This is a genomic window from Mesorhizobium sp. B2-5-4 (assembly GCF_006441095.1).
GTDB lineage: Bacteria > Pseudomonadota > Alphaproteobacteria > Rhizobiales > Rhizobiaceae > Mesorhizobium > Mesorhizobium salmacidum.
On record NZ_VFUR01000028.1, the window covers coordinates 1 to 22,204 of the forward strand.

Genomic DNA, 22,204 nt, shown 5'->3' on the forward strand with positions numbered 1-22,204 from the left:
AGCCTCCAAAGCAACGAAAATGGCCGCCCTCAATCCTCACAACAAGCCTCCCGCAATATTGCGCAACGGGCCCCTTGAGGGGGAGATGCCCGGCAGGGCAGAGGGGGGTGCGGCGCTGACCCAACCTCATTCAAACACGCAACGGGGAAAATAGAACGACACCACCCAGTTCGGTATGTCGACAATCTCGCTGATGCGGAGATCGCCGCAGACCGAGGCCAGCATGTAGGCTTCGACCGGGTCGATCTGGTAGTGGCCGGCGAGCAGGTCGACCATCTGGGTAACCGCTTCCTTCGCGCCACTCATCAGGTCCGGACCGATCCCCGTCGTCACCTCATAACCCTTGGCATCGAGATGCCTGGTCACCGGCCCCGGCGTGGTGAAGCGCGGCGTCTTCAGCCGCGCATCTTTCACCAAATCGAGTTTCAGCACGACATCCATCGGGCTTTCGATCGCCGTGCCGCAGACCTCGCCGTCGCCTTGCGCGGCATGGGTGTCGCCGACCGAGAACAGCGCGCCCGCCACCTCCACCGGCAGATAGAGCGTGGTGCCGGCGGCGAGATCGCGAATGTCGAGATTGCCGCCGACGCGGCGCGGCGGCACCACCGAGTGGTGGCCCATCTCGGCCAACGCATTGCCGATCGTGCCGGCGAATGGTTTCAGCGGCACGCGCGCATTTTTGCCGAACAGCGCCGGTTCGAGCGAGACGGCGTCGTATTTCCAGATGTTCAGCGCCGGCTCCTTGAAGTCGTCGGCGAGCAGGCCAAAACCCGGAATGTTCGCCGTCCAGCCGAAGCCGGACGGTTTGAACATGTCGATCGTCACCTTCAGCGCGTCGCCCGGCTCGGCACCCTCGACGAAGATCGGCCCGGTGACCGGATTGATCTGGCCAAAGTCGAGCTTGGCAATGTCGGCGGCGGTGCTATCCGGCTTCAGCTGGCCACCGCCGGCATCCAGGCACCGGAACTCGATGGTCGAGCCGGGCGCCACACGCTCAGCCGGGACAAACGAATTGTCCCAGCCGAAATGGTGATGGCGCCCGTGGATGGTGTAGTCGCAGTTATTGCACATCTTTTACGTACACATTGTCGTAGTTGATCGGGATATGGACCGGGTCGACATAGAGATTGTCGGCGCCGCCCATGCGGGCCGATTTCATGGTGAAGCGCTGCTCGTTGAAGACCGGCGCCCAGGGCGCGTCCTCCATCACCTTGTCGTAGATGGCGCTCCACATCTTGTCGCGCTCGGGGGCCTTGGCCGGGTCGACCACCGAGTCGGCCTCGGCCGCCTTGGCATCGAGATCCTTGTTGCAATACCACGACCAGTTCCAGCCGCCGGGAACCGCGCCGGCGCAACCGAGGATCGGGCCGTAGAAGTTGGACGGATCGGGGAAGTCGGCGATCCAGGCCATGCCGCCCGACCAGATCATAGGCGCGCCGGCCTTGTCGCCGCCGGCGGCAATGACGTTGGCCTGCGCCAGCGACTGGATGCTGGCCTTGATGCCGATCGCCGCCAGGTCCTGCTGGATCGCCTGGGCGATGCGCGGGTTGGGGTCGGTGTTCATGGCGAACAATTGCGTCTCGAAGCCATCGGGATGGCCGGCCTCGGCCAGAAGCGCCTTGGCCTTGGCGACGTCATAGGGATAGCCTTTGTACTCCTTGTCGTAGCCCGGCATCGACGGCGGCAGCGGCTGGTTGGCCGGCACGGCGCGACCGTTGATGATCTGGATGATGCGCGCCTTGTTGAGCGCCATGTTGACGGCCCGGCGCACCTTCACATTGTCGAACGGTGCCATGGTGGTGTTCATGGTGACGTAGCCGGTGTGCAGCTGGCCGCCTTCGACGACGCGCGCCTTCTGCTCGGGATCGGCCATAACCTCCTGGAATTTTGCCGGCGGAATGCCGTCGCCGGGCACGTCGATCTCGCCCTTCTGCAGGCGCAGCAGCGCCACGATCGGCTCCTGGCCGATCTCGAAGGTGATCTTGTCGAGATGCGGCAGGCCCTTGTGCCAGTAGTCCGGGTTGCGCTCGAAGACGATGCGCTGGCCGAGCGTCCACTCGGCCAGCTTGAAGGCGCCGGTGCCGACAGGGTGCTTGCCGAAATCGGCGCCGTATTTCTCGACCTCCTCCTTCGGCACGACATGCGAGAAGTTGATGGCCATGACGTGCAGGAAGGTGGCGTCCGGGCGGGTCAGTTCGAACTTCACCGTGTAGGGGTCGACGACGGTGACGCCGGACAACGTCCCGGCCTTGCCGGCGGCGACATCCTCATAGCCCTTGATCGAGCCGAAGAAGCCGGCGCCGGGGCTCTGCGTCTTCGGATTGGTGACGCGGTCGAGCGAATATTTGACGTCGTCGGCGGTCATCTCGCGGCCATTGTGGAACTTCACGCCATGGCGCAGCTTGAAGGTGAAGGTCTTGCCGTCGGGCGAAATCTCGTAGCTCTCGGCGAGGTCGGGCTTGAGGTTGGTGGTGCCGGGCTCGTAGTCCATCAGCCCGTCGAACAGGCTCTTGATCATCGACCAGTTCTGCCAGTCATAGCCGATCGCCGGATCGAGGGTCGCGACGTCGTCCTTGTAGGTGACGGTGATGGCGCCGCCCTGCTTGGCGTTGGGATCGATCGTGTCCTCGGCCCGGGCGCTCGTCATGCCAAGCATCAGCGCCAGCGCCGATGCGGCCAGGGTCGATGCGAGAAACTTTTTCATTGTTATGTTCCCTTTCTCTGTTTGTGTTCTTGGTTTCATCCGAGCCTGATGCTCATCTCAGTTTGATACGGGGATCGATGAAGGGCGCGATGATGTCGGCCAGGAGGTTGCCGAGCACGATGGCGAAGGCCGAGACCAGGGTGACGCCCATGATGATCGGGATGTCGACGCGCTGGATGGCTTGCCACGCCAGCTGACCGATGCCGGGCCAACCGAACACGCTTTCGACGACGACGATGCCGCCCATGAAAATGCCGATGTCGATGCCGATCATGGCGATGACCGGCAGGATGGCGTTGGGCAGAGCATGGCGGAAGATGATGGCGCCGCGCGCCAGACCTTTCGCACGCGCGGTGCGCACATAGTCCTGGCGCAGCACGTCGATCATCGACGAGCGCATCATGCGTGCGTACCAGCCGGCACCGAGAATGCCTATGGTCAGCGAGGGCAGCACGAGGTGGCGCCAGGTGCCGTAGCCGCCGATCGGGAACCAGCTGAGCCGTACGGCAAAGACATAGAGCAGCAGCAGACCGACGACGAATTGCGGCGCCGAGACGCCGACGAAAGAGGCGACCATCAAGGTCTGGTCGGTCGCGGTGCCGCGCTTGACGGCGGCGACCAGGCCCATGGATAGGCCGATCAGCAATTCGCACAAAATGGCGCCGAGCATCAGAAGCAGGCTCGCCGGCAGCCGCGAGACGATGAGCTCGGTCACCTCGGAGCGCTGGATATAGGAGCGGCCGAGATCGCCGCTGACGAGCTTGGTCAGATAGTGCCAGTACTGGACGATGAAGGGCTGGTCGAGGCCGAGCTGCTGGCGGATGTTCTCGACCGTCTGCGGCGTAGCGCTGCGGCCGGCGATCTGGCGCACCGGATCGGCGGGCAGGAGATAGAGCAGCGCGAAAGTGATCAGCGAGACGCCGAGCAGGATCAGCAGCGACTGGATCAGGCGGCGGCCGAGATAGGCGATCATGCCCGGCCCCTCTGTGTCGGGTCGAGGATGTCGCGCAGCGCATCGCCGATCAGGTTGAAGGCCAGCGCCAGCGCCAGGATCGCGGCGCCGGGGAAGAACACCAGCCAGGGTGCGGCCTGAAAGTAGGTCTGGTTCTCGAAGATGATGTTGCCCCAGGACGCCGTCGGCGGCTGCACGCCGATGCCGAGGAAGGAGAGCGTGGCTTCGAGCAGCACGGTGGTCGAGATGCCGAGCGTGCCCCAGACGATGATGGTCGGCAGGAGATGCGGCAGTATGTGGCGAAACAGGATGCGCGGCGCGCTCGCCCCGATGGTGCGCTCGGCATCGATGAACTCGCGTTCGGCGAGCGAAGACGTTTCGGTGTAGATGACGCGGGCGGTCTGCACCCAGTTGACCAGGGCGATGACCATCGCAACGATCCACAGGCTGGGCTGGAATACCGCCGCCAGGCAGATGGCGAGCAGAAGCGCGGGAAAGGCCATCATCAAATCGGTGAAGCGCATCAGCGCGCTGCCCATCCAGCCGCGGAAATAGCCCGCGGTGACGCCGACAAGCGTGCCGATGAACAGCGCCACGCCATTGGCGACGATGCCGATGATCAGCGAGGTGCGCGCACCATAGAGGATGCGGGTCAACAGGTCGCGCCCGAGCAGGTCGGTGCCCAGCCAGAATTTTGCGCTCGGCGGCAAGGGCGAGCCCTCGATGGTCAGGCCGTCGAACATTTGCTCGTTGGGATCATAGCCGGTCAGCCACGGCGCCAGGATCGCGCCCGCGACGACGACGGCGACGATGACCAGGCCGAGCAGCGCCAGGCGGCGCTTGACCAGCCGGCGCCAGATGCCGGCGCGCGGCTTGGCCGGCATGCGCCCGGCCGTGAGATCAGGCGCGATGGGACTGGTCATCGCCGCTCTCTTTCCCGGTCTTGGCCTCTCCCGTTACTTCCTCGGTCATCGCCACGATACGGCGCGCGGCGTCCTCGACGCTGATCTGCCAGCTCATTGCCAGCGAGCGCAGCTGCGCATAGGCGCGGTCGTCGCCGCCGCCTTTCGACAAGGCGGAGACAGCCCGCACGATGGTCTGGCGTTCGGCGACTCGCTGGCGCAATGCGGAAATTTCGCCGGCTAAATGTTTTCTCGCCTCGAACCCCTGGCGTGCGATGAGCAGCGCGCTGTAGACGCCGGCATTGCCGACCGGCTTCAGGAGCTGGGCGTCGGCCTTGTGCGACAGCGCCCATTCTATGCGGCCGGGCGCCTCGGAGCCGATCAACGCCACCAGCGGCATCGGCGCCTCGCCCGGCTTCCAGGGGAATTGCTCGTCGAAACCGAGATCGGCGTCGAAGAAGACGAAGTCCGCAGCCAGCGCCTCCGGCGCCAGTTCCGGCCAGCAGTCGACGGTGACCAGGCCGATAGCCGACAATTGCCTGGTGATCGCCTGTACCGTCGGGTGCGGGCGATGCAGGACGAAGGCCCTGGCGCCGCCAAGATTGGGGATGCGCGGGGTCCGGGTCACGACACCACCCGCAGGCGCGGCCGCCCGAATGTTTTTGCGGGGTCGTAGCGCGACAGATAGGGGTCCGGCGCGACCTCGTCCTCGCGGCTGACGACTTCGAAGAACCCGTCCGCGATCCGGCCGATGATGACAGGCAGCGTGGCGTGCTGGGAATGCGCGTCGATGGCGATCGGGCCGAGCCGGGTGGAGAAGCGCCGCTCGGCGAAGATTTTTGAAAATTCCGCCGGACCGGCGTCGGGATTACGCGACAGCACATCGGCCATCACTTGCACCGAGGCATAGGCGGAGGCTTCGAATGAGGACGCGAAGGCGGCCGGCCTTGGCGCGAAATAAGGCCCGACCGACAGATGGCCCCTGCCCGTTTCCCCGATCGCCGGCAGTTCACCCTCGGTGAGGTTGCAGGAGATCACCGGGCAAGACTCAGGACTGAAAGCCGCATCCTCGCCCGCCAGATCACGATAGGCCGCCAGGAAGGCATAGGACGAGGTGCCGATCAGATTGTTGAGGATGAAATTGGGGCGCGTCGCCCGGATCTCGGCGATCAGCCGCGACACGTCGGTCTCGCCGATGCGCAGATAGCGCTCGCCCAAAACCTTGCCGCCGGCGTCGGCGATCAGGTCGCGCGCCACGCGGTTCATCTCCCAGCCCCAGATATAGTTCGAGCCGAGCAGAAAACCGTTGGCACCGAAGCGCGGCACGACATGGGCCAGCAGCGGCACCAGATGCTGGTTGGGGCAGGCATGCATGTAGACGACATGCTCGTTGGCCTCGAAACCCTCATAGGGGCAGGCATACCAGAGCATGCCGCCGGCCTTTTCCAGCACCGGAATCGTCTCCTTGCGGCTCCATGAGGTGACGCAGCCGACGACGTGGCGCGCGCTGCTGGTCCTGAAAATGTCCTCGCACAGCGTCGCGTAGCGATCGGCATTGCTTTGCGGATCGCGCTCAACCGGCACCAACTCGATGCCCGAGCTCCTGTCGGCATTGATGTCGGCGATGGCGCGCATGGCGCCGATGCGGCACGCATCGGAAACGAGCTGATAGCTCCCGGAGCGGGAATAGAGGATGCCGATCTCGATGCGCCGTTTCAAACAGAACCCCAGAAATGACAATGCCCCGCAGCCAGCGCCGGGAAAGGCGAGGCATACGAGGCATGTTTGCCGCCCGGCGATCAGAGCCGGTATTTGCCTTAGCGTATTCGGTCCGGCGGCTCAGTCAAGCCCTCAACGCCATCCGCGTCAAACACCGAGTGTCCGGCCATCGCTGGTTCCCGCGAAATCCGCTGTCGCTATTTGGCCGCCGGCCTGTGTTGGCGGGCATAGGCCACGCAAGCATCCACGGTGCTGACACAAAGCGCGTCGCGCTTGTTCGGCAGGTTGTTGTCGCCGGCGTAGACAACTTCGGCGACGCGGCCGTCGACCATGCGGACCTGCGTGTCGCAGTAACCGCCGGGAGCGACATTGACGGAACCGCCGACCGTCGGGATCGCCCCCACGGCCAAGGCAGGAACGACGACGCTGAGATTGCCGCGCTGGACGACACGCTTATAGGTCCAGATCTGCCCGGACTGGCCGACATTCGCGGTGGCGGTCGGAAACCCCGCGCACATTCGAACGTCGGCTTCGCTGAGGCCGACCATCTCCTTGCGAGCCGCCGCCGCGGTGGGATCGACCTTGGTCATGCGCGACGTGTCGTCGGGAACGAGGCAGGAAGACTGGACGACGACGATGAGGCCAGAAAGAGCAAGCTTTCGAATACAGGGAAATGTCATACCGATTAGTTGAGATCGCGTGGCGCCCGGCCGCCCTCTCTACCTAGGCAAGCAGACCGCCGGATCAACCCGCACGCCTTCACGAAAAGGTGGCTGAGCAAACCGCGGAGCTTTTTGCACTTCCGCTCGCCATGGATGAACCCGCCGGACGAAGGACGTCCATCATTTCCGGGCGATGTCCTCGAAGCGCGTCCTGTGCTCCCTTCCCCGGAATTTTTGAGAGAATATTTCCGGCTTCGCCGAGAATGGCGAAACGTGTTCTTTGATAAAATCGATAGAATTTCTGACGATGTGATCAAGGCTGGGCAATCCGCCTTGCTGCCATGACTTCACAACCGCAGAGATCAATCATGTCCGACTTCAACACCAGTTCGTCTTTTTCCCCCAGGTCAACCCTGAACCGCCGCAGCGGCCTGGCTCTGCTGTTCGCCTCGGCTGTCGCGATCGGCAGCCTGATGGCACCGCATGCGTCGTTCGCCGAGGACAAGAAGGCAATCAAGGTCGGCATCATCAGCGGCGAGGACGAGGATGTCTGGCGCGTCGTGGTCGCCAAAGCCGCCGAGAAGGGCCTGAGCATCGAGACCGTGGTGTTCAACGACTACACCCAGCCCAACGAGGCGCTGGAGCGCGGCGAGATCGACGCCAACGCCTTCCAGCACCAGCCTTATCTCGATAACCAGATCAAGACGCAGGGCTACCATATCGTACGCGTCGGCTATACCGGCGTGTGGCCAATCGGCCTCTACTCAAAGAAGTACAAAAAGGTCGCGGACCTGCCGGAGGGCGCGGTGATCGGCCTGCCGAACGACCCGTCCAACGAAGGCCGGGCGCTGCGCGTGCTGCAGAATGAGGGCGTGATCAAGTTGAAGGACGGCACCGGCATTCTCGCCACCACCGCCGACATCGCCGAAAATCCCAAGAAGGTCGAGATCAAGGAACTCGACGCCGGCATCGTCGGCCGTTCGGTCGAGGACCTCGACGCCGCCGTGGTCAACACCGACTGGGCGCTGAAAAGCGGCCTGACGCCGGAAAACCGCATCGCCCAGGAGCCTATCGCAGACAATCCCTACCGTAACTTCATCGCGGTGAAGGCCGGCAACGAAAACGAGGCCTGGGTGAAGACGCTGGTGGCGTCCTACCAGAACGACGCGGTCAAGGCCGAGTTCGACAAGGTCTACAAAGGCACAGGCCTCAGCGCCTATTAAGACCATCCGGGCACTGATGTGCCTTTGACTGGGACAGCGGTCCGCGCAATGCGCGGGCCGCGATCGTATTTTCAGGATCCGCCTATGAACCAGCATTTCACCGCAACCACAGAGCCCGGGGATCAGGCCGCTACACAGGACGTGGTGCGGCTTGTCGACCTGAAGCGCCGTTTCGGCGCGACGGCGGCGCTCGACGGCATTTCCTTGACAGTGCGCAAGGGGGAAATCCTCGGCATTATCGGCCGCAGCGGCGCCGGCAAATCGACGCTGATCCGCTGCCTGAACGGGCTGGAGCGTCCCGATTCCGGCGAGGTCTTCATCGAGGGCCGCGAGATCAGCCGGCTTGGCGAGCGCGAGCTGCAGCCGCTGCGGCGGCGCATCGGCATGATCTTCCAGCATTTCAACCTGCTGTCGGCCAAGACGGTCGAGGACAATGTGGCACTGCCGCTCAAGATCGATGGCCGGCCGAAGGCGGTGCGGCTGAAGCGAGCGGCAGAACTGCTCGATCTCGTCGGCCTGTCGGAGAAGGCGAAAGCCCATCCGTCGTCGCTGTCCGGTGGCCAGAAGCAGCGTGTCGGCATTGCCAGGGCGCTTGCCGCGCGGCCAGCGCTACTTCTGTCGGACGAGGCGACCTCGGCGCTCGACCCGGAGACGACCCGCTCCATCCTTGCCTTGCTGAAAGATATCAACCGGCGGCTCGGCCTGACGATCCTGCTGATCACCCATGAGATGGAGGTGATCCGCTCGATCGCCGACCGTGTGGCGGTGATCGACGCCGGGCGCATTGTAGAGGAAGGGCCAGTCTGGTCGGTGTTCGCCGATCCACGTTCCGAGATCACCCGCAGCCTGCTCGGCGCCATCCGCCCGCAGCTTCCGCCGGAGCTGGCGGCGCGGCTGCTGCCGGCGGGCGGCACCGAAACGATCTTGCGCGTCGACGTGGCAGGCGAGGCCGCGCGGGCGCCGCTGCTGTCCGACCTCGCCGCCGCCGTGCCCGGTGCTTTTCGCCTCATCCATGGCGGCATCGACCATATCCAGCAACAGCCGGTGGGAACGCTGTTCCTCTCCATTCCCGGCAATCACGCAAGCCACCTCGCAGAAGTGATCACATTCCTGAAGTCCCGCCAGGCGCGGGTGGAGGTACTTGGCCATGTCGCCGATCCTGTTTGAGCTTCTGTTGCGATCGATCTGGGAGACGGTGCTGATGACGGCCGCCTCCGGCCTGATTTCCCTGGTCTGCGGCCTGCCGCTCGGGCTGGCGCTGATTGCCACCGAACGCGGCGGCATTGCCGAAAGCCCGTGGGTGAACCGCGTGCTCGGCGCCGTCATCAACGGCTTCCGCTCGGTGCCCTTCATAATCCTTCTGGTGGCGCTGATCCCGGTGACACGGCTGATCGTCGGCACGTCGATCGGCACATGGGCGGCGATCGTGCCGCTGTCGATCGCCGCCACGCCCTACTATGCGCGCATCGCCGAAGTGTCGCTGCGCGAGGTCGACCACGGCCTGATCGAGGCGGCGCGCGCCATGGGCGGCAACCGCTGGACGATCATCCGCGAGGTGCTGGTGCCGGAAGCGCTGCCTGGCATCGTCGCCGGCTTCACGGTGACGCTGGTCACACTCATCGGCGCCTCGGCGATGGCGGGCGCCATCGGCGCCGGCGGGCTGGGCGACCTCGCCATCCGCTACGGCTATCAGCGGTTCGAGACGTCGGTGATGATCGCCGTGGTGATCGTGCTGATCATCCTGGTCTGCGGCATCCAGTGGGTGGGTGACCGGCTGGTGGCGAGACTGGATCGGCGGGAGTGATGAGCCGGCTGAACGTTGACCGGAGCCTTCCCAATTTTCGTCATACCAGGGCGGAGCAGCCGCGAAGCGGCGTCGCGGAGACCCTGGTATCCATGCCGGGACCTCGACCGAAAGTGCAGCGGATCAGGTTCTGCGCCGTTGCAACGCTCTGAGGTCGCGGCATGTATCTCGGGTCTGCGCCGCGTCGCTACGCTCCTTGCTCCGCCCGCGGATGACGAAGACGTTTCGGCTAATCGCCAAGGCAATCCATCGACGCAACCGGGCTAGCCTCTCAATCTTATCCCTTCCGGGTCGAAGAATGGCATCGGCGCGACGACCGCGCGTACTGGCTTGCCGTCTATGTCGATGCTGAGTCCGGTTCCGACCGAGGTGAACGGCAACCGCAAATGCGCTGTCTTTCCGATCGTCGGAGACGGAAACGACATGTGCTGCGGCGATCACGGCGCGGTGAGAAACGGCACAAGGATCGACAGTTTTAGCCGGCGCGTTGCTTTTCCGTTGCTTCGCGATCGACGACTCCTGCCGACAGCACGACGCCGAATTTTTCCCAGGCTTGCCGTGGAGTATAGTACCCCAGGGCCACATCGCGCAGCACCTGATCGGCATCGCGCTCACGCGGATCGCCATAGCCGCCACCGCCCGGCGTGCCGACGCGGACGCGGTCCCCGGCCTTCAGCGGAATGTCCTGCTCCTTGGAGAGGTGCGGCGGTATGTGCTGCTCGCCATTGCGGAAGACGATCACCCTGTTGGGCTCGCCATCCCCACCGCCAAGGGCGCCCTGCGGGCCGAAGCGGCCATGGTCCATGACGAAGGAGGCACGCGCCTCGCCGCGCAGGATCTCGACCTCGTAGGCGAGGCCAAAACCGCCGCGATGCTTGCCGGCGCCGCCCGAGCCTTCGCGCAAGGCATAGTGCCGGTAAAGCACCGGAAAGGCCTGCTCCATGATCTCGACCGGCGGCGACTTGGAGATGCCGATGGTCGAGCAGCCATTGGTGAGGCCGTCATGGCCTGAATTGCCGCCATAGCCGCCGCCGGAAATCTGGTACATGACGTAGTCGCGGCCGCGCGCGGGATCGTTGCCGCCGAGCGCGAAATTGCCGCTGGAGCCGGCTGGAGCCGCCGTCACCTTGTCCGGCAACGCCTGTACCATGGCCGCGAACACCGCCTCGGCGATGCGCTGCGACACCTCGGCCGCACAGCCCGATACGGGGCGCGGATACTTGGCGTCGAGGAAGGTGCCTTCCGGCCGCGTGACGATCAGGGGCTCGAAAGCGCCGGCGCTGATCGGCACATCGGGGAAGATGTGGCGCATGGCGAGATAGACCGAGGACAGGGTGGTCGCCAGCACGCTGTTCATCGGCCCCGCACAGGGCTTTGACGACCCTGAAAAGTCGAAAGTCAGCGTGTCGCCCTTCTTGTCGACGGCGAGCGCGATGGTCAGCGGTTCGTTGACCACCCCGTCGGAATCGACAAAGGCCTTGGAGCGGTAGGTGCCGTCGGGAATGGCCGCTATGTTGGCGCGCATCTGTTCGGCGGCACGGCGGCGCAGTTCGGCGATCGCTTCGACAACCGTTTCATCCCTGTAACGATCCAGGATTCCATTGAGCCTGTCCTGGCCGATCAGCAGCGCGGCGGCCTGCGCCCGGATGTCGCCGATGCGCTGGTCGGCAACCCGGATGTTGGAGCAGATGATGGCGTAGATTTCGGGATCGAGCACGCCCTTCTTGAACAGCTTTACCGGCGGCAGCCGCAGGCCCTCCTGCTCGACCGCGGTGGCCGAGGCCGAAAAGCCGCCCGGCACCGAACCGCCAATGTCGGGCCAATGGCCTGTGTTCGACAACCAGCAGAAGATCTTTTCACCCCGATAGACCGGCATGACGAAGCGCACATCCATCAGATGCGTGCCGCCGAGATAGGGGTCGTTGACGATATAGATGTCGCCCGGCTCAGGCGGCAGGCAGCGGCCATCGGCGATCATCTCGATCACCGTCCTGGTCGAATATTGCATGACGCCGACAAACACCGGCAGGCCCTGGCTGCCTTGTGCGATCAGCGAGCCATCGACGGCCGAATAGATGCCGTCCGAGCGGTCATTGGCCTCGGCGATCACCGGCGAGAAAGCGGCGCGGGAAAAGGTCAGGTCCATCTCGTCGCAGACCTGCTGCAACGCGGCCTGGAGAACCGAAAGGGTAATGGCGTCGAGCTTCATTTCAGGCCTCGCCAATGTCGATGATGATGTTGCCGTCGGCGTCCGATCGCGCGCGGTCGCCGGGTTCGAGCACGGTCGTCGCGTCCATCTGTTCGAGGATCGCCGGGCCTTCGATGACCGCGTCGAGCGGCAGCTTTTCCCTGATATACACCGGCGTGTCATGCCAGCGCCCGCCATACCAGACCGGCCTGATCTCGCGCCGCGCCTCGTCGAGCGTCTTTGCCCGCCCGACCGGATCGATCAGGCGTGACAAGTCGATCGCCGGACGCACGCCGGTGACCGAGGTGTTGAGGTTGACGAGATTGGCGCGGATTTCCGGCAGCTCCACCTTGAAGCGGGCGAAATAGGCTTTTTCGAACAGGGACTGCAATTCGTGCCGGGTTACCGACGAGGACGGCAACGGCACGTTGATGATGTGGGTCTGGCCGACGAATTGCATGTCGGTGGAGTGGGTGACGCGGATCGTTTCCGGCCTCACCGCTTCCTTGGCAATCAGCGCCTCGCCTTCGTTACGGTGCCGTTCCAATACTCGGTGGAGCTGGCTTTCATCAAGCACGGCCACGGGTTGGTTGATGGTGTTGACGAAGTCATGGCGCAGATCGGCGACGACGCAGCCGAGCGCATTGGTGATGCCGGGACGCGCTGGCACCAGCACTTTGGGCAGGCCGAGTTCGCGCGCGAGCGCCGTCGCATGCAGCGGCCCGGCGCCGCCGAAGGCGAACAGCGCGAAATCGCGGGGATCATGGCCGCGCGATACCGAGACCATGCGGATGGCGCCGGCCATCTTCATATTGCCGAGCCTGAGCACCGCGCCCGCCGCCTCGACACCCGACAGGCCCGTCGCCTTGCCGATCCTGTCCTCGAAGATGCCGGTGACGCGCTCTGATGTGACCGGATTGTCGACGGCGAGCAGCTTCTTCGGCGCCAGCCTGCCGAGCACCAGATTGGCGTCGGTGATCGTCGGCTCGGTCCCGCCGCGCCCGTAGCAGATCGGGCCGGGATTGGCGCCCGCACTTTCCGGACCGACCTGGATTAGGCCGGCCGCGTCGACGCGGGCGATCGAGCCGCCGCCGGCGCCGACCGTGTGCACCGCCACCATCGGCACATGGATCGGCATGGCATATTCGATCTCGATCTCGTTCGAGACAGCCGGTTCGGCGTTGCGGATCAGCGCCACGTCGGTCGAGGTGCCGCCCATGTCGTAGGTGACGAGATTTTCGAAGCCGGCGCGCTTGCCCGTATAGGCGGCGGCGATGACGCCGGAGGCGGGGCCCGACATGACCGTCTTGGCCGATTCACGTGTGACGAAGCGCGCCGAGATCATGCCGCCATTGCCATTCATGATGAGAAAATCGCGGGCATAGCCCTTGTCGGCCAATTCCGTGCGCAGACGCTCGACATAGCGCTCCAGGATCGGCTGCACCGAGGCGTTGACCGAGGCGGTGACGCCGCGCTCGAATTCGCGCGCTTCGGACAACAGCGCGTGGCCCGTGGTGATGTAGCCGTTCGGCCAGAATTCGGCGGCGATTTCGGCGGCGCGGCGCTCATGCGACGGGTTGGCGTAGGAATGCAGAAAATGGATGACGAGGGATTCGCAGCCGGCCGCGATCAGCGCCTTTACCGCCTCGCGCATCTCCGCCTCATCAAGCGGCGTGCGGACGACGCCTGATGCCTCGACGCGTTCGGACACCTCCAGGCGCAGATTGCGCGGGATGACCGGAACGAACGTGCCCGTCATGCCGTAGGGTTGCGGCCGCGTGCGCCGCCCAAGCTCGATCACGTCGCGAAAACCGCGCGTGGTGATCATGCCGGTTTTGGCCAGCCGGCGCTCCAGCACCGCATTGGTGGTGGTGGTCGTGCCATGCACGATGAGGTCGATGCCGTCGATCGGAAAGCCGGTGGCGCCGAGCGCCGAAACCACGCCAAAGGCCTGGTTGTCGACCGTGGTCGGGGTCTTGGCCAGATACACCTTGCCACCGTCCTTGCCGTCGATCAGGAGCAGGTCGGTGAAAGTTCCGCCGACATCGATGCCGGCGACGACGCTGCCCAGGGAATCCGGCGGCTGCACCGAAAAATTCTCTTTCATTATCGAAACCCGAAATGCTGGGACTACGGATATGCCACAGTTTGGAAAGGTGTTTTACGGCGGCATCTTGACGCAAATATCGTTTGTATACTAATAAATTCCGGACACAAGAGCTTACCGCTTCGGTAGCGTGCATGGCACGCCGGAACCTGAATGGTTCGGGCGCGCACGGGAAAGTTTGGCGCCCGCGTCTGTAACTGGGCGAGAAGGTTGGAATTGATGAACACCACGCCCGCGTTCAACACCGCTGAAGCCCGCCCGCTGCAGTTTCCGATTCCGGCCAATGTCTATGCCGAGACGGTCGTCTCGGTGAAGCACTACACCGACCGGCTGTTCTCGTTCCGCATCACGCGCCCGCAGTCGCTGCGCTTCCGCTCGGGCGAGTTCGTGATGATCGGCCTGCCCAATGCCGAGAAGCCGGTATATCGCGCCTACTCCGTCGCCAGCCCGGCCTGGGACGAAGAGCTGGAATTCTTCTCGATCAAGGTGCCGGACGGCCCGCTGACCTCGGAACTGCAGAAGATCCAGGTCGGCGACACGGTCATCATGCGCCAGAAGTCGACCGGCACGCTGGTTGTCGACGCGCTGACCCCGGCCAAGCGCCTGTTCATGATCTCGACGGGCACCGGCATCGCGCCCTTTGCCAGCCTGCTGCGCGATCCCGACACCTACGAGAAATTCGATCAGCTGATCCTGACCCACACCTGCCGCGACAATGCCGAGCTGATCTACGGCCAGGAACTGGTGGCGGCGCTCGAAAGCGACCCGCTGATCGGCGAGCTGACCACTGGGCGCGTCACGCTCTACAATTCGACGACCCGCGAAGAGTCGGCGTGCATGGGCCGCATCACCGCGCTGATCGGTTCCGGCAAGTTCTACAGCGACCTCGGCATCGAAAAGCTCAATCCCGAAACCGACCGCATCATGATCTGCGGCTCGATGCACATGCTGAAGGACATCAAGGAGCTGGCCGAAAGCCTCGGCTTCCACGAGGGTTCGCTCAGCCATCCCTCAAGCTTCGTCGTCGAGCGGGCCTTCGTCGGCTGAGACCAGCGCGTCTCCCGGAAACCTGATTTTGACCTTCCGGTCAAAAATCAGCTGCTTTCGCGGCCTTTTTCAGCTATCCCTCGCCTGAGGACTCGTGAAGCGCGGCTTCGCGGGTTATCGTCGTGCGTGTCGCCCAAAAGTGTCTAGGTTTTGGGAGAACGATGCGCACCAAGAGCGCACGCCGCTGAACGAAAGGGCAGGAGATGAGCAGCACAATCCGCGAAGCCGATCTTGGCACCAAGGTGACGCCGCTGCCGGCACGCGCAGCCGCCAATACGCCGGTGCCGCTGGACCATCACATCGCGCGCAATCCGGGCCTGAAACTCGACCTCGGTTTTCTGGAATCGGTGCGTAGCGTCAACCGCTCGGCGCTGGAGCGCCGCGTCGCCAGCCTGACCAAGCGGCGCTCGATCAAGGCCGACAACCAGGCCGCCTGGCTGCTGCGGGCGATCGCCTGCATGGACCTGACGACGCTCAACTCCAACGACACCGAGGAGCGGGTGCGCCGGCTCTGCGCCAAGGCGATCAACCCGCTGCGCCGCGACATCATGGAAGGCCTCGGCATTGCGGGCGAATCCATCCGGCCGGCCGCCGTCTGCGTCTACCATCCCTTCGTCGCCACGGCGGTCGACGCCGTGCGCGGCACCGGCATCCACGTCGCCGCCGTCTCCACCGCGTTCCCGCATGGTCTGGCGCCGCTGTCGACCCGGCTGCAGGAGATCGAGGCCTCGGTGAAGGACGGAGCCGGCGAGATCGATGTCGTCATTCCGCGCGGCCTGGTGTTCGGCGCCAAGTGGCGCGAGCTTTATAACGAAATCGTTTCGATGCGCGCCGCCTGCGGTGACGCGCATCTGAAGGTCATTTTGGGAACCGGCGATCTCGCCACGCTGCGCAACGTCATGCTTGCCTCGATGGTGGCGATGATGGCGGGCGCCGATTTCATCAAGACCTCGACCGGCAAGGAAAGTGTCAACGCCACATTGCCCGTCGGGCTTGCCATGGTGCGCGCCATCAGGGCCTATTTCGAGGAGACCGGCTATCTCATCGGCTTCAAGCCGGCCGGCGGCATTTCCACCGCGAAAGTGTCGCTCGACTGGCTGGTGCTGATGAAGGAGGAGCTCGGCCGGCCGTGGCTGGAACCGGAGCTGTTCCGCTTCGGCGCCTCAAGCCTGCTGACCGACATCGAGCGCCAGCTCGAGCATCATCTGACCGGGCATTATTCGGCCAATCATCGCCACGCGATGGCCTGAGGCAAGCGAGGCTTTGAACGTGGAGCCATACGCAACGCCTGCCCTGACAACTATCTGGAGCGCGTCATGAACATTCTCGAACGCTATCACGCCATGGAATACGGCCCGGCGCCGGAAGCTCGTAATGAGGCGGACGCCTGGTTCGCGGCGCGCGATTTCGGCAAGGCGCTGTTCATCGGCGGCGATTGGAAGGCGGCGAGCGGCGGCAAGACCTTCGACACCAGCGAGCCATCTTCCGGCAAGCTGCTGGCCAAAGTCTCCGACGCCAATGCCGCCGATATTGACGCCGCGGTTTCCGCAGCAGCCAAGGCGCTGCCGAAATGGAGCGCCAGCACCGGCTACCAGCGCGCGAAAGCGCTCTACGCCATCGGCCGCGCCATGCAGCGCCACCAGCGCCTGTTCGCGGTGCTGGAGACAATCGACAACGGCAAGCCGATCCGCGAAAGCCGCGACATCGACGTGCCGCTGGCGATCCGCCATTTCATCCATCATGCCGGCTGGGCGCAGGCGCTGGACCGGGATTTTCCCGGCCACAAGAGTGTCGGCGTCGTCGGCCAGATCATCCCGTGGAACTTTCCGCTGCTGATGCTGGCCTGGAAGATCGCGCCGGCGCTTGCGGCGGGCTGTACCGTGGTGCTGAAGCCCGCCGAATTCACGCCACTCACCGCCATCTTGTTCGCCGAGATATGCGAACGCGCCGGTGTGCCGAAGGGCGTCGTCAATATAGTCCAGGGCGGTCCGGAAGCCGGTGCTGCGATCGTCAATCACCCCGGCATCCAGAAGATCGCCTTCACCGGCTCGTCCGAGGTCGGCAAGATCATCCGCAAGGCCACGGCGGGGTCAGGGAAAAAACTGTCGCTGGAGCTCGGCGGCAAGTCGGCCTTCATCGTCTTCGAGGACGCCGATCTCGACAGCGCCGTGGAAGGGCTGGTCGACGGCATCTGGTTCAATCAGGGCCAGGTCTGCTGCGCCGGTTCGCGCCTGCTGGTGCAGGAAGGCATCGCCGACGCCTTGATCGCCAAGGTCAAGGTCAGGATGAGCCGACTGCGTGTCGGCAGCCCGCTCGACAAGAACACCGATATCGGCCCGCTGGTCGACCTGACCCAGCTCGACCGCGTCAAGGGACTGATCGCCGAGGGCGCCAGGCAGGGCGCCGTCTGCTGGCAGCCCGATGCAACGCTGCCGTCGTCGGGTTACTATCATCTGCCGACGCTCGCCACTGGCGTTTCGCCGGCTAATATCCTGGCGCAGGAAGAAGTGTTCGGGCCTGTGCTCGCCACCATGACCTTCCGCAACACCGAGGAAGCGATCGAGCTCGCCAACAACACGCGCTATGGCCTGGCGGCCTCGGTGTGGAGCGAGAACGTCAATCTTGCCCTCCATGTGGCGCCGCAGCTGAAGGCCGGCGTGGTCTGGGTCAACGGCACCAACATGTTCGACGCCGCCTGCGGCTTCGGCGGCTATCGCGAAAGCGGCTTCGGCCGCGAAGGCGGGCGCGAGGGCATGTTCGAATATCTCGCGGCGAAACTGCCGCTCGGCCCGGTCATCAAACCGGCGACATCCTCCGCGCAGCCCGTCGAGCAGGCCGATGGCGTGGCAATCGACCGCACGGCAAAGCTGTTCATCGGCGGCAAGCAAGTGCGCCCCGACGGCAATTACTCGATTGCCGTCGCGACGGCCAAGGGCAAACTCGCCGGCGAAGTCGGGCTCGGCAGCCGCAAGGATATCCGCGATGCGGTTTCGGCCGCCCGCGCCTGCAAGAGCTGGCCGGAGGCGACCGCTTATAACAGATCCCAGGTGCTTTATTACCTGGCCGAGAACCTTTCCGGCCGCGCAAACGAGTTTGCCGCCCGCCTCACCGAACTGACCGGGGCCAATGCCAAGGCCGCGCGCGACGAGGTGGAGCTCTCGATCGAACGGCTGTTTCTCTATGCCGGCCTCGCCGACAAGTTCGAGGGCCGTGTCCACCAGCCGCCGGCCCGAGCCGTGACGCTGGCGCTGCATGAGCCGGTCGGTGTCGTCGGCATCGTCGCGCCGGACAATCAGCCCCTGCTCGGCTTCGTCTCGCTGGTCGCGCCGGCGCTGGCCATGGGCAACACGGTGATCGCCGTGCCATCCGAGCGCTATCCGCTGCTCGCCACCGATCTCTATCAGGTCATCGAATATTCCGACGTGCCGGCCGGCGCCATCAACATCGTAACCGGCCGCAGCGCCGAACTTGCCGGCGTGCTGGCCAAGCACGACGACGTCGACGGGCTCTGGCTGTTCACTGACGCCGAGACCTGCGCCAAGGCGGAAGCCGACTCCATCGGCAACCTCAAGCGCGTCTGGAGCGGCAATGGCCGCAGCCTCGACTGGGCCTCGGAAGAAGCCGCCGGCGATGCCTTGCTGCGCCGCGCCATCGAGGTGAAGAATGTCTGGGTGCCTTACGGGGACTGATGTTTGCGGTTGGTGATCGCGTTCGGGCTTGACGACCGAACATATGTTCTTTAACGAGAAAAAACATCTTTATCAGTGAACTGGCACAGGCCGGACGATCGCGCCTGACTGGCACATGACGCCTTCGCCGGCCGCCGATAAAGGCAATTGACCCAAGCAGGCGAGGAAAAGATATGGCGGATCTGGCAGGCAAGGTCGTTGTCATCACGGCGGCGGCGCAAGGCATCGGCAAGGCAAGCGCGCTGGCCTTCGCCAAGGCCGGCGCCACCGTCCATGCCACCGACATCAACGAGACGCTGCTGGCGGAACTCGCCAAGGCCTCCGGCATCAAGACCCGCAAGGTCGACGTACTCAACGACGAGGCGGTCAATGCCGCCTTTGCCGAGATCGGCGCCGTCGATGTGCTGTTCAACTGCGCCGGTTTCGTCCATTCGGGCTCGATCCTGGAGATGAAGGACACCGATCTCGATTTCGCCTTCAATCTCAATGTACGCGCCATGATCCGCACCATCCGGGCGGTACTGCCCGGCATGCTGGAGCGCGGCGACGGATCGATCATCAACATGGCTTCGCTCGCCAGTTCGACCAAGGGCGTGCCGAACCGCTTCGCCTATGGCGTCACCAAGGCGGCGGTCATCGGCCTGACCAAGGCGGTCGCCGCCGACTATGTCGGCAAGGGCATACGCTGCAACGCCATTTGCCCCGGCACCGTCGAAAGCCCGTCGCTGCAGGACCGCATGCACGCCCAGGGCGATTACGACGCCGCCCGCGCCGCCTTCATCGCCCGCCAGCCGATGGGCCGGCTCGGCACGCCGGAGGAAATCGCCGATCTCGCTGTCTACCTGGCCGGAGCCACCTACACATCGGGTCAGGCCTATAATATCGACGGCGGCTGGTCGATCTGAGCGCCGTCTGGAGACAATCGCGGGTAACCGGACGATCGGACTTGATGAAGGATCGGGAAGTCTGAAAATCCCGCTCGCCGGCTGTCAAAACACGCTGTCCACGCTTGTCGTGAAGCAGGCCGGTGGCTACGGTCCGCCCGGTTCCAGAGGGGCTGATGCCTCGGCGGAGAGTTTGTAGAACGGCCACGAGGCCGCAATCAGGAGAAGATGCATGAAACTGCTGCGCTATGGCGAGATGGGGAGCGAACGTCCCGGCCTGCTCGATGCGGATGGAACGATCCGCGATCTCTCCGCCCATGTCGCCGATATTGCCGGCACCACGCTTCATCCGGCCTCGCTGGATATGCTGTCGAAGCTCGACGCGAAGTCGCTGCCGGTGGTTTCCGGCAAGCCGCGCCTTGGCGCCTGCGTTGCCGGCACCGGCAAGTTCATCTGCATCGGCCTCAACTATTCCGACCATGCCGCAGAAACCGGCGCCACCGTGCCGCCTGAGCCGATCATCTTCATGAAGGCAAGCTCGGCCATCGTCGGCCCGGACGACGACGTGCTGATCCCGCGTGGTTCCGAGAAGACCGACTGGGAAGTCGAGCTCGGCGTGATCATCGGCAGAAAAGCCAAATATGTCAGCGAAGCCGATGCGCTCGACTACGTCGCCGGCTATTGCGTCGCGCACGACGTGTCGGAACGCGCCTTCCAGGCCGAGCGCCAGGGCCAGTGGACGAAGGGCAAAAGCTGCGACACGTTCGGCCCGACCGGCCCGTGGCTGGTGACCAAGGACGAAGTGGCCGACCCGCACAACCTCAAAATGTGGCTGACGGTCAACGGCAAGACGATGCAGAACGGCTCGACCAGGACCATGGTCTATGGCGTTGCCTATCTCGTCTCCTATCTTAGCCAGTTCATGTCGCTGCACCCCGGCGACATTATTTCGACAGGCACCCCGCCCGGCGTCGGCCTCGGCATGAAGCCGCCAGTGTTCTTGAAGGCCGGCGATGTGGTGGAGCTGGGTATCGAGGGGCTGGGACAGCAGAAGCAGACGTTCAGGGCTGACGTTTAAGCGCGCCCTTCCCTTCTCCCCTGTGGGAGAAGGCAAGAAGCGTTGGCGCGTCCTACTTCAGCACCTTCCCATCCGGCCCAAACCGATACGTCTTCGCCGGATCGGGGGTCGTATAAAGCGTGGCGCCGGGTTCGGCGTCGTACACACCGAAAATCCGCACGGTGATCAGGCCGGCCTTCTCGGAATCCAGATAAAGATTGGTGTCGGCGCCAAGATGCTCGGCATGGACGACAGTGCCCTTCCAGGCACCGGATTTCGGATCGACGGTCAGGTGCTCGGGCCGCACGCCGATGGTCTTGGCTGTCTCGCCGAGCCGGGCGCCGTCGACGAAATTCATCTTCGGCGAGCCTATGAAGCCGGCGACAAACTCGTTTGCCGGCGAATTGTAGAGCTCCATCGGGCCGCCGATCTGCTCGATTCGGCCCGCATTGAGCACAACGATTTTGTCGGCGAGCGTCATCGCCTCGACCTGGTCGTGGGTGACATAGATCATCGTCGCCTTGAGCCGGCGATGCAGCTGCGCTATTTCCAGCCGTGTGTTGACGCGCAACGCCGCATCGAGGTTCGACAAGGGCTCGTCGAACAGGAACAGTTTTGGCTCGCGCACCACGGCGCGGCCGATGGCGACGCGCTGGCGCTGGCCGCCGGAGAGTTCCGCCGGCCGTCTTTCGAGATAAGGTTCCAGCGACAGCATGGACGAGGCAACACCGATGCGGCGATCGATTTCCGCCGCCGGCGTGTTCGCCTGCTTGAGGCCGAGGCCCATATTGTTCTTCACCGTCAGATGCGGATAAAGCGCATAGGTCTGGAACACCATGGCGATGCCGCGTTTTGCCGGCGGCGTGACGGAGACGTCGTCGCCATCGATCAGCACCCGGCCCGAGGTCGAATCCTCCAGCCCGGCGATGACGCGGAGCAAGGTCGACTTGCCGCAGCCCGAAGGCCCGACAAAGACAACGAACTCGCCGTCCGTCACTTCGAGGTCGATGCCCTTCAGCACCTCGACCGGCCCAAAGGCCTTCTTCACGTTCTCGATCTTCAACGAGCCCACGGCAGTCCTCCGAATTGATGCGTGGGCGCGAAAGCACCCCCCTCTGGCCTGCCGGCCATCTCCCCCTCAAGGAAGGAGATTGGCAGCGTCGACCCATGCTTTCTTCTTGCAATGTTGGTGATTGGCGAAGGCAACCGAGACAGTCGATCTCCCCCCTTGAGGGGGAGATGTCCGGTAGGACAGAGGGGGGCGCC

The 22,204-nt window shown here is 64.3% G+C and carries 18 protein-coding genes; 8 read left to right on the forward strand and 10 right to left on the reverse strand.

Annotated features, from left to right (window positions below):
- Positions 1 to 126 precede the first annotated feature (126 nt).
- From FJ492_RS25690 to FJ492_RS25720, 7 genes are all read right to left on the reverse strand, one after another.
- Positions 127 to 1,071 (reverse strand): acetamidase/formamidase family protein, encoded by a 945-nt coding sequence (locus FJ492_RS25690; RefSeq protein ID WP_140506899.1) that lies wholly within the window; start codon positions 1,069 to 1,071, stop codon positions 127 to 129.
- Positions 1,061 to 2,656 carry an ABC transporter substrate-binding protein gene (locus FJ492_RS25695; RefSeq protein ID WP_246676125.1) on the reverse strand — a complete coding sequence of 532 codons (1,596 nt, stop codon included), beginning with the start codon at positions 2,654 to 2,656 and terminating at the stop codon, positions 1,061 to 1,063. The genes FJ492_RS25690 and FJ492_RS25695 overlap by 11 nt, the downstream gene beginning before the upstream one ends.
- A 100-nt stretch (positions 2,657 to 2,756) precedes the next feature.
- The gene (locus FJ492_RS25700) at positions 2,757 to 3,677 is read right to left on the reverse strand and encodes an ABC transporter permease (RefSeq protein WP_140772924.1); all 921 of its coding nucleotides are present in this window, start codon (positions 3,675 to 3,677) and stop codon (positions 2,757 to 2,759) included.
- Complete coding sequence (locus FJ492_RS25705; protein WP_140772926.1) at positions 3,674 to 4,579, reverse strand: ABC transporter permease; 906 nt, start codon at positions 4,577 to 4,579, stop codon at positions 3,674 to 3,676. Before FJ492_RS25705 ends, FJ492_RS25700 begins: the two co-directional genes overlap by 4 nt.
- Complete coding sequence (locus tag FJ492_RS25710; protein ID WP_140772928.1) at positions 4,557 to 5,186, reverse strand: ANTAR domain-containing protein; 630 nt, start codon at positions 5,184 to 5,186, stop codon at positions 4,557 to 4,559. Before FJ492_RS25710 ends, FJ492_RS25705 begins: the two co-directional genes overlap by 23 nt.
- The gene (locus FJ492_RS25715; protein ID WP_140772930.1) at positions 5,183 to 6,277 is read right to left on the reverse strand and encodes a transporter substrate-binding protein; all 1,095 of its coding nucleotides are present in this window, start codon (positions 6,275 to 6,277) and stop codon (positions 5,183 to 5,185) included. The genes FJ492_RS25710 and FJ492_RS25715 overlap by 4 nt, the downstream gene beginning before the upstream one ends.
- A 197-nt stretch (positions 6,278 to 6,474) precedes the next feature.
- Positions 6,475 to 6,867: a hypothetical protein gene (locus FJ492_RS25720; protein WP_246676123.1), complete on the reverse strand. Its 393-nt coding sequence runs from the start codon at positions 6,865 to 6,867 to the stop codon at positions 6,475 to 6,477.
- Between the two features lie 440 nt (positions 6,868 to 7,307).
- Here FJ492_RS25720 and FJ492_RS25725 point away from each other — a divergent pair, with 440 nt between their 5' ends.
- The 3 genes from FJ492_RS25725 (at position 7,308) to FJ492_RS25735 (ending at position 9,966) form a co-directional block, all read left to right on the forward strand.
- The gene (locus FJ492_RS25725) at positions 7,308 to 8,162 is read left to right on the forward strand and encodes a MetQ/NlpA family lipoprotein (protein WP_140772934.1); all 855 of its coding nucleotides are present in this window, start codon (positions 7,308 to 7,310) and stop codon (positions 8,160 to 8,162) included.
- An 84-nt stretch (positions 8,163 to 8,246) separates the two neighbouring features.
- Positions 8,247 to 9,329, forward strand: coding sequence for a methionine ABC transporter ATP-binding protein (locus FJ492_RS25730; protein ID WP_140772936.1), 1,083 nt, complete (start codon positions 8,247 to 8,249; stop codon positions 9,327 to 9,329).
- Positions 9,310 to 9,966 (forward strand): methionine ABC transporter permease, encoded by a 657-nt coding sequence (locus FJ492_RS25735; protein ID WP_140506916.1) that lies wholly within the window; start codon positions 9,310 to 9,312, stop codon positions 9,964 to 9,966. Before FJ492_RS25730 ends, FJ492_RS25735 begins: the two co-directional genes overlap by 20 nt.
- A 475-nt stretch (positions 9,967 to 10,441) precedes the next feature.
- Here the strand turns inward: FJ492_RS25735 and FJ492_RS25745 are convergent, their stop codons facing one another.
- Positions 10,442 to 12,175: a hydantoinase B/oxoprolinase family protein gene (locus FJ492_RS25745; protein ID WP_140772938.1), complete on the reverse strand. Its 1,734-nt coding sequence runs from the start codon at positions 12,173 to 12,175 to the stop codon at positions 10,442 to 10,444.
- 1 nt (position 12,176) lies between these two features.
- A complete protein-coding gene (locus tag FJ492_RS25750; protein ID WP_140772940.1) occupies positions 12,177 to 14,261 on the reverse strand; it encodes a hydantoinase/oxoprolinase family protein in 2,085 nt (694 codons plus the stop codon).
- Positions 14,262 to 14,480: 219 nt separating this feature from the next.
- On the opposite strand from FJ492_RS25750, the gene FJ492_RS25755 reads away from it, so the two are divergent.
- The 5 genes from FJ492_RS25755 to FJ492_RS25775 all read left to right on the forward strand — a co-directional run bounded on the left by FJ492_RS25755 (position 14,481) and on the right by FJ492_RS25775 (position 20,959).
- Positions 14,481 to 15,308, forward strand: a complete 828-nt coding sequence (locus FJ492_RS25755) for a ferredoxin--NADP reductase (RefSeq protein WP_140772942.1) — start codon at positions 14,481 to 14,483, stop codon at positions 15,306 to 15,308.
- A 203-nt stretch (positions 15,309 to 15,511) separates the two neighbouring features.
- A complete protein-coding gene (gene deoC, locus FJ492_RS25760) occupies positions 15,512 to 16,558 on the forward strand; it encodes a deoxyribose-phosphate aldolase (RefSeq protein ID WP_140772944.1) in 1,047 nt (348 codons plus the stop codon).
- Positions 16,559 to 16,624: 66 nt separating this feature from the next.
- The gene (locus FJ492_RS25765; protein WP_140772946.1) at positions 16,625 to 18,997 is read left to right on the forward strand and encodes an aldehyde dehydrogenase family protein; all 2,373 of its coding nucleotides are present in this window, start codon (positions 16,625 to 16,627) and stop codon (positions 18,995 to 18,997) included.
- 173 nt (positions 18,998 to 19,170) lie between these two features.
- A complete protein-coding gene (locus FJ492_RS25770) occupies positions 19,171 to 19,902 on the forward strand; it encodes an SDR family oxidoreductase (protein WP_140772948.1) in 732 nt (243 codons plus the stop codon).
- A gap of 211 nt (positions 19,903 to 20,113) precedes the next feature.
- Positions 20,114 to 20,959 (forward strand): fumarylacetoacetate hydrolase family protein, encoded by an 846-nt coding sequence (locus FJ492_RS25775; RefSeq protein ID WP_140715557.1) that lies wholly within the window; start codon positions 20,114 to 20,116, stop codon positions 20,957 to 20,959.
- A gap of 52 nt (positions 20,960 to 21,011) precedes the next feature.
- On the opposite strand, the gene FJ492_RS25780 is transcribed toward FJ492_RS25775, so the two are convergent.
- Complete coding sequence (locus tag FJ492_RS25780) at positions 21,012 to 22,010, reverse strand: ABC transporter ATP-binding protein (protein WP_140772950.1); 999 nt, start codon at positions 22,008 to 22,010, stop codon at positions 21,012 to 21,014.
- Between the last annotated feature and the right edge of the window lie 194 nt (positions 22,011 to 22,204).